The organism is Lactobacillus sp. ESL0260 (assembly GCF_003692935.1).
Taxonomy (GTDB): domain Bacteria; phylum Bacillota; class Bacilli; order Lactobacillales; family Lactobacillaceae; genus Lactobacillus; species Lactobacillus melliventris.
Window position 1 is genome coordinate 73,066 of record NZ_REHO01000002.1, and the last position, 6,000, is coordinate 79,065.

A 6,000-nucleotide genomic window follows, 5' to 3' on the forward strand; every position below is an offset into this window, starting at 1 on the left:
ATATAATGAAAGAAATGAATAATAAGGAGAAGAATATGATCTTAATTTCGTGGAATATCGACTCACTAAATGCTGCTTTAACCGGAACTTCCTCGCGTGCAGTGGAGACACGTAAGGTTTTAGAAAAAATACATGACCAAAATGCAGATATTGTTGCCATTCAAGAAACAAAATTACGCTCCACGGGTCCTACTAAAAAGCATTGGGAAATATTAACTAAGGAATTCCCTGAATATGATATAGTCTGGCGTTCCTCAGAAGAACCAGCTCGTAAAGGTTATGCCGGAACTATGTTTTTATATAAAAAAGAACTTAAGCCTAAAGTAACTTATCCTATTATTGGAGCGCCGGAGCCAATGGATCACGAAGGCAGAATTATTACTTTAGAGTTTCCTGAGTATTTTGTCACGCAAGTATATACCCCCAATTCTGGCAATGGCCTTAAGCGCCTAGATGACCGGCAAGTGTGGGATGAAAAATACATCGCATATTTGCAGCAATTAGATCAGGAAAAGCCGGTCTTGGCTAGTGGTGATTATAATTGTGCGCACCATGAAATCGACCTGAAGCATCCTGATACTAATCATCATTCTGCTGGCTTTACTGATGAAGAACGGGCAGATTTTACCAAAATGCTTAAAGCCGGTTTTACAGATACTTTTAGAAAACTTCACGGCAACGTTGAAGGGGTCTATTCTTGGTGGGCTCAAAGGGTAAGAACTGCTAAAGCCAACAATTCAGGCTGGAGAATTGATTACTGGCTGACAAGCAATAGAGTTGCTGATAAGGTAAAGCGCTCTGAAATGATGGATACAGGAGCGCGCGCCGATCATTGCCCAATTTTACTGGAAATAGACTGGTAGATAGCTAGCAAAAGAGATCCAAAGGATTGAAGTGTTCCCTAAAATTAGGATAAATTGGGGGTCATATCAGGTTGGGTTTCTTTTTCTTTTGTGTAAAATAATTTTGAGGTGATGTGAATGAATGAGCCTCTGCAAGATGCCATTCTTAACGGTTTATATGATTCCAGTTATCCGGGACATGAAGTATTAGGACCAAAGCTCCTGCAAAATAATAAGCAGGAGAACATTTGGCTGACTTTGCGCCAAGAGCTCCTCAGTTGCAACACTTTTACCTGGGCAGTGGCTTTTGTGACGCAGGACATGCTTGTCCCCTTTAAAGTAGTCATGGCCGATTTGGCTAAAAGAAACGTTACGGGTACGTTAATTACAGGTGACTATTTAGGATTTAACAATCCCAAAGTTTTCCGTGAATTAATGAAGATTAGCAACTTAACGGTAAAGATTACGCCGCAAGCCGGTTTTCACGCTAAGGGTTATCTCTTTGACCATGACGATTGGCAAACTTTGGTTATTGGCAGTGCTAATTTTACCCGTGCGGCACTTTTAAGTAATTATGAATGGGCTTTGAAAATTAGTTCGAAGAATAATGCGACACTGACAACACAAATTGCTCAACAGCTGCATGAATTAAAAAAGACGAGCACGCCATTATCCGCAAGCTGGATAAGAGAATATGAACAAAATTGGGTAAAGCCACAACCGCAATCACAGATTCATGTTAATGAAGCAGCTAAAATTGTGCCAAATAAGATGCAAGTAGAAGCTCTGCGTGAACTAAAGGAACTAGTTGCAGATGGTCAAAAACGCGGCCTGGTAGTTTCAGCGACTGGAACTGGGAAAACGTATTTGGGGGCTTTTGCGGTTAAAGATTTTAAACCGCATAAGTTTCTTTATGTAGTTCATCGTGAACAAATTGCCAAAAAAGCTTTAAAAAGTTTTTACCAGGTAATTGGCGGCAATCCAACTGATTATGGCTTGTTAACCGGACATAAGCACCAGCTTGAGCGCAAATATGTTTTTGCCACCGTGCAGACTTTGAGTCAGCCGGATATCCTTGCCAGCCTGAGTGCAACAACTTTTGATTACATTTTGATTGATGAGGCCCACAGAGCAGCCGCACCAAGTTACCAGAGAATTTTTGCCAAGTTTAAGCCGCAGTTTTGGCTGGGGATGACTGCCACGCCAGAAAGAATGGACGATCAGGATGTCTATAGATTGTTTGATTATAATCTAGCTTATGAAATCCGCTTGCGGGAAGCGTTAGAAGAAAAAATGCTGGCTCCTTTTCATTATGTGGGAGTTGCGGACTATGAAGTTGCTGGTGCAAGCATTGATGAGACCGCCAACTTGCGCAGATTACTGGCGCCGGAGCGTGTTGACTATGTTTTAAAGCAGCTGGATTATTATGGTTATTGTGGCTCTCAAGCTAAAGGTCTGGTCTTTTGCAGTCGCCAAGAAGAAGCGCGTGAATTAGCTCAAAGCTTTTCAGAGCGCAGGCATCCAGCAATCGCCTTAACTAATGAAGACAGTGAAAAAAGAAGACTGCAAGTAGTCAGGCAGCTGGAACAAGGTAAAATTGATTACATTATTACCGTTGACCTCTTTAATGAGGGAATTGATATACCGGCTTTAAATCAGATTATTATGTTGCGGAATACGCAGTCCAGTATTGTTTTTATCCAGCAGCTAGGTCGGGGCTTACGTAAATATCCCGGTAAAGATTATGTTACGGTCATCGACTTTATCGGTAACTATAAAAATAACTATTTAATTCCGATTGCTTTGAATCAGGATGACAGTCGTTCGCAGGATAAGGCACGTGAAGAAAGTGTGCTCCCGAGCTTTATTGATGTTTCAACGATTAACTTTAGCCAAATTGCTTCTGCCAAAATTTTGGCTTCGCTGGATAAGATTAAATTGGACAGCATTAAGGAATTGCGGCAATCTTACCAAGAATTAGCTGAAAAGATAGGGCGTCCGCCCTTGCTATTTGATTTTTATCGTTACGGTTCAACTTCACCAATGGTCTTCGCGAATAATCATAGTCTTGGGCACTATGGCGAGTTTCTGGTCAAGATGGGTGAGCCTGTAAAATTGAATGGTTATGAGAGTGCGGTTTTATCTTTTGTTACTAAAGAATTATTGAATGGCAAAAGGCCACATGAACTGCTGCTTTTAAAGCTGCTTTTAGAAAAAGAGCAGGTTAGTCAGGAAGAATTTGAAAAAAAATTGCATGATTATGGTGCCTATGTTAATGAAAGAGTGTTAACTTCAGTTGAAGATATTCTTTCATTAAACTTTTTTGACATTAAGCAGGGCAAGACAACTAAGAAAGAACAATATGGCGGCCAGCCGCTTGTGGTTAAAGCTGATTTACTGGATTATGCATTAGCACCGCAATTGACGCAGTCTCTTTTGCAAAATAATACTTTTAAAAAATTGTTTGTTGATGTGATTAAAACCGGTTTGGCAATGAATCACAAGTATGATAATCAGAAGCAATTTACTCTTTATGAGCAATATGACCGTAAAGATGCCTGCCGATTATTAAATTGGCCGTTAGATGTTTCTGCACCAATGTATGGCTACCGTGTGGACGAGCATGAAACTCCTATTTTTATCACTTATCAAAAAGACTCGGCTAAAAAGCGCAATGCTTTATACCATAATACGCTAGAAGACGGCCGCTGTTTACGCTGGTATACGCGATCGCCACGTCATCTAGAATCAGATGAGGTGCAGAGATTGCTTAATACGCCGCAAATGAAGCTGTTGCTTTTTGTTAAGAAGAGTGATGCGATTGGCAAGCAGTTTTACTATTTAGGACAGGTTGATATTCAAAAAGACACGGTCAAAGAAGAATTGCTGGGGCCGAAGAAAAAAGCAGTGGTAGGGATGAATTTATTATTAGAAAAGCCGTTGAGTACCAAAATGTATGAGTTATTATTTAATGAATAAGAAAAAGTCTAAGAATTAATTTTCTTAGACTTTTTCTGTTAGCTGTAACGCTTCAAGAGTCGCCATTCTAGAATTTTTGCTTGATAACTCAGATAAAAAATATTAAATAAATATTAATAAAATTAGCTATTTTACCAATATTATGTTAAAATAGCATAAAATTTAAATAAGTAGGCCATAAAAAGGAGGTAACAAAATGGCAGAACGTAACCTTAAAGATGCAGATCAAAATAAAGCTATCCATGCTATGCGTCAAGAACATCGAATTAATCGAGTTGTTTTACCAATTGCGGCTCTATATGTAGTCTTTTTAATGTGGACAGCATTAACTAATTTTAGTTTGGCTCTTAAAATTGCTACAGTTGCATTTTTTATTACACTTGTCTATTTCGCTATCTCTGATACGATGTATCTGTATGACAAAATCAAAAAGAAACGTGAAAAATAATTTTAACTTTTAAATATTAAAAATAATCAAGATAAATGAAACTTTATGGCGCAGCCGTTAAGATCCCATCGGAAGTTATACTATATCGTAAGGAATCGTAAGGAAAAACCAATACGTCAAAAAGAGTAACTTTTAATAAATATTACAAGTAAAAAATAAGAGTTAGGAAATTTTCCTAACTCTTATTTGTTTTAAACTAAATTTATCTAGAAGTTAAGCTAAATCAAATTAACGCTCTACAAAAGTATTAGGCTTGATGTGCTGCAATATTTCGTAGCCTACATCTTTTTGGTCATTTTCATTATCATCAGTTTGATTTAAAAACATTACAATACCGTTTTGATTATCTGCAGTTAGCTGCATCCAGGTACCAAAATGAACCCCTTTAAAACTCCCATAGGCGTTTTTAATATTATCGTTATTATACAAATAAAGTCCGCCTGAATAATTAACTACCTTGCTTTTTAAGTGTGTTAGATAATAAAAATCGTTTTTATTAAGAATAGCGCCATCTGTTAAACCAACTTGCATTTTGTAATATTCTTCTGTTGTAGTAAATAGATTGCCGGCACCTGGAATCTGTGAAACTAAACTCTTTTTAAGATAAGCGGCTTGCTGATAATTTTTACCACCATTTGAATAGTATGAAATAGGGTCTGTTTTACCCTTAGGAATGTTTTGGTAAAGATATGTATTCTGCAAGTTCAGCTTGTCAATAATTCGGCTCTGGATATTGTCCGCATACGATCTACCGGTGATTTGTCTGATAATGCCTGTAAGTAAAATATAATTACTATTATTGTAATGATAATTACCTATTGTGTCGGATGGAGAAGAATTAATGTTGTTAACTACCCAGTTAATTGCTTTTTCTTCCGAATAGTTTCGGCCCCTGTCTACTTCGGTTTTAGTCGCCATAATGCCGGATGTATGAGTTAACAGATTGCCTACAGTAATATTATCCGCATTTTTGAGGTTAGGGTACCAGCGAGATATTTTGGTGTATTGGGTGAAGGAATTATTAGTGCCCTTGGTTTCGTTAATTAACTGGACTACCATAGCCGCAGTTATTACTTTTTGCAAAGAAGCTGTCGGATAGACAACTTGGCTATTGCCGTTACCGATACGCTTGCCATACCAAGCATAACCATAGCTAATTGTCTGTGGTACACCGTTTTTAACAACGGTGACAATGCCGCGAACATGATGTTTTTGCAAGGTATTTCTGACAAAGTTATACATCTCTGTCTGCGAGCTGCTTGGTGCCGCTTTGACTTGTGTAGTAGAAACAGCGGCTAGGGGTGTTACGGCCATGACTAAGGACGTGGCTAGTGTAATGATTTTATGATTCAAAATAGTTTTAATCTCCTTAAAAAGATAGTTGTATTATAAAACTTTTAAATTAATTAGGTTATACGAAAGGATTAAGTTTAGATAACGTTTGCTATTTTTAAGATACGAAATTGTGACAAATAAAGAAGATACGAGACAAATATTTTAAGGAAATCGTGGGGCAATTCAAACTAGATTACGGTGAAGCCAGGCTAACTAATTGAGTAAAAATAATTCTAATATAATGAAGAAATATTTTTATTTCAAAAAAATGCAAAAAAGACTTGCAAAAAAGAAAAATACTTGCTAGTATTAATAACTGTCGTCGGGCAATGAGCCGCAAGGCAAGAGCACGAAGACAGGGTTAAAAAAATCAAGCAAAAGCAGTTGACAAAAGAC

Annotated in this window: 4 protein-coding genes; 3 read left to right on the forward strand and 1 reads right to left on the reverse strand. The window is 37.6% G+C overall.

Annotation, left to right across the window (positions count from 1 at the left end):
* The first annotated feature begins 35 nt into the window (after window positions 1–35).
* The 3 genes from F5ESL0260_RS00505 (at window position 36) to F5ESL0260_RS00515 (ending at window position 4,269) form a co-directional block, all read left to right on the forward strand.
* Window positions 36–863 carry an exodeoxyribonuclease III gene (locus F5ESL0260_RS00505; protein ID WP_122025471.1) on the forward strand — a complete coding sequence of 276 codons (828 nt, stop codon included), beginning with the start codon at window positions 36–38 and terminating at the stop codon, window positions 861–863.
* A gap of 117 nt (window positions 864–980) precedes the next feature.
* Window positions 981–3,821 (forward strand): DUF3427 domain-containing protein, encoded by a 2,841-nt coding sequence (locus F5ESL0260_RS00510; RefSeq protein WP_122025472.1) that lies wholly within the window; start codon window positions 981–983, stop codon window positions 3,819–3,821.
* A gap of 196 nt (window positions 3,822–4,017) precedes the next feature.
* Window positions 4,018–4,269, forward strand: coding sequence for a hypothetical protein (locus F5ESL0260_RS00515; RefSeq protein ID WP_046324090.1), 252 nt, complete (start codon window positions 4,018–4,020; stop codon window positions 4,267–4,269).
* A 228-nt stretch (window positions 4,270–4,497) separates the two neighbouring features.
* On the opposite strand, the gene F5ESL0260_RS00520 is transcribed toward F5ESL0260_RS00515, so the two are convergent.
* A complete protein-coding gene (locus F5ESL0260_RS00520) occupies window positions 4,498–5,583 on the reverse strand; it encodes a serine hydrolase (protein ID WP_122025473.1) in 1,086 nt (361 codons plus the stop codon).
* Between the last annotated feature and the right edge of the window lie 417 nt (window positions 5,584–6,000).